The sequence below is a fragment of the Streptomyces atratus genome (assembly GCF_014648655.1).
Classification (GTDB): domain Bacteria; phylum Actinomycetota; class Actinomycetes; order Streptomycetales; family Streptomycetaceae; genus Streptomyces; species Streptomyces atratus.
Genome location: NZ_BMRN01000150.1, coordinates 1 through 2,306, shown reverse-complemented (window position 1 = coordinate 2,306; position 2,306 = coordinate 1). Strand labels below are relative to the sequence as shown.

At 68.7% G+C, this 2,306-nt stretch carries 1 protein-coding gene; it reads left to right on the top strand.

Going from position 1 to position 2,306, the window contains the following annotated elements; translation table 11 throughout:
* Positions 1-2,219: DEAD/DEAH box helicase (locus tag IEZ15_RS43720; protein ID WP_229846600.1), on the top strand; the 2,219-nt coding region annotated here is incomplete at its 5' end.
* Between the last annotated feature and the right edge of the window lie 87 nt (positions 2,220-2,306).

Genomic DNA, 2,306 nt, shown 5'->3' with positions numbered 1-2,306 from the left:
TGCCCAAGGGGCGCATTCTCGTTCTGGTGCCGACACTGGCCCTTCTGGCGCAGACGGTGAAGGCGTGGCACGACGCCGGGCACACAGGGCCGGCCGTCGCGGTGTGCAGCCTCCAGGGCGACCCCGAGCTGTGGAACCTCAAGGTCCGCTCCACCACGAACCCCGTACAGCTGGCCCTGTGGCACGGTTCCGGGCCCGTGACCATCTACGCGACGTACGCCAGTCTCGGTGTCCTCGCGGAGGCTTTCGAGGGCGTCTACGGGCAGCAGCTGGCCCCGGTGGACCTTGCGGTGGTCGATGAGGCTCACAGGACTTCGGGTTCGATGGGTAAGGCGTGGGCGGACATCCACGATCAGACCGTCATCCCGGCGCAGCGGCGGCTGTATCTGACGGCGACGCCGCGGATCTGGGAGGAGCGGCCGAACTGGGAGGTTGCCGAAGGGGTGCGGGAGGCGCTGCCGAAGGAGATGGCGGCCTCCATGGATGACGAGGTCGTGTTCGGGCCTGTGCTGTACAAGCTCAGCTTGGCGTCGGCGGTCTCGCGCGGTTTGCTTGCGCGGTACCAGATCATCGTGCTGGAGCTGGCGGACCCGGTGGTCACCCCGGAGCGGCTGATGGGCGAGGAGCGGCGTAGCGAGGAGGTGCGTGGGCAGCGGCTCGGGGCGCTTCAGGCGGCGTTGCTGCACACGATGGCGCAGCATGGGCTGTCGACGTGCATCACCTTCCATCACCGGACGATGGAGGCGCAGGCGTACGCGGAGGGCTTGGAGCGGGTTGCTGGGAAGCTGCACGCGGACCAGCCGGGGAAGTACCCGGCGAGGATCTGGGCGGACTGGCTGTGCGGCGAGCACGCCCTGGAGCGCCGGCGGGAGGTCCTGGGCGGGTTCGGGTCTACCGCGCGGCGGGCCGTGCTCTCGAACTGTCGTGTCCTGGGTGAGGGCGTCGACATCAGAGCTGTGGACAGCGTGGCCCTGCTGGACCCCAAGGGCGCGCCGCACGACATCGTCCAGGCCATCGGCCGGGCGCTGCGTCAGAAGCCGGGACAAGGCAAGCTCGCTTCTTTGATCGTGCCGGTATTTCTCCAGGCGGGAGAAAAGCCGGAAGACATGTTCACTTCGGGATCGTATCGGCCTTTGGTGAAAGTTCTTGAAGGTCTTCGGGCTCATGATGAAGAGGCCATCGAATTGCTCGCCGTCCCGCAGGAGCCGCAGAAGGACGTCGCGCAGCCGTCCCAGTACATCGGTCCGCCGCCTGAAGAAGGCGAGGATGAATCTCGTCTGCTGCTACGTTTTTCGGCTCCGCGTGACCCGGTGATGGTCGCGGACTGGGTGTCCTTCAACGTGATCGACACGGAGCGCCAGGACTGGGCCAGAGGCTACGCAGCGCTACGTAGGTACACCGAGCGTGAGGGGGGTGCTCGAGTGCCCTACGGACACAAGGAGGGCGCGTACCCCCTTGGGCAGTGGGTAGCAGAGCAGCGACGGGCGTTCGGGGCGGGGCAGATGACCGGGCTGCGCGCACGGCGGCTGGAGAAGCTGGGCATGGTGTGGTCGCTGGCGGATGAGCGGTTCCAGGAGAGCCTCGCAGCCGCGAAGGCCTACTACGACCAGCACTGGACGCTATGCGCCCCGCGCCCGGCGACCGCTCTGGACCGGCCAGTCGGGCAATGGCTGTCCAACCTCCGCCGCCCCGGCGCACTGGACGGACACCCCGAGTGGGAGACGGCGCTGCGCGAGGTCGACGAGGACTGGAACCCGCAGTGGCCGGCAGACTGGCAACGGCACTACGCCGCGCTGCGGGAGCTGGTGCGCGATGAGGACCAGGCGGAGGTCCTGCCCGGCTTCACGGTCCACGGCATGGACATCGGGAAGTGGCTGGCCCGGCAGCGCAAGCCGGAGGTCTGGCAGGCCCTGACGGACGGACAGCGCGAGCGCCTGGAGCGACTCGCCATCGTGCCGCTGGCCCCGGAGCCGGAGGCGCCCGCCAAGCCTTCCAAGGGCGGCTCGGGGGCGTTCGAGAAGGGCGTTGCAGCCCTGGCGCAGTACAAAGCCCGCACCGGCTCTGTGACGGTCTCCAGGGGTCACGTAGAGGCGTTGCCGGACGGGTCGGAGGTGAAGCTCGGGGTATTCCTCAGTAACAGCAAGAGCCGCCGCGCCAAGCTGACCGCCGACAAGCTCCAGGCGCTGGCCGCCCTCGGGCTCAACTGGGCGGCATCCTGACGCCGTCGGACAAGACCCCGGGGCTATACGCGGCCCGGGGCCCCTAGCTTTCCGGGGCCTGCCGCATCGCACGGGAGTGCGTGTAAG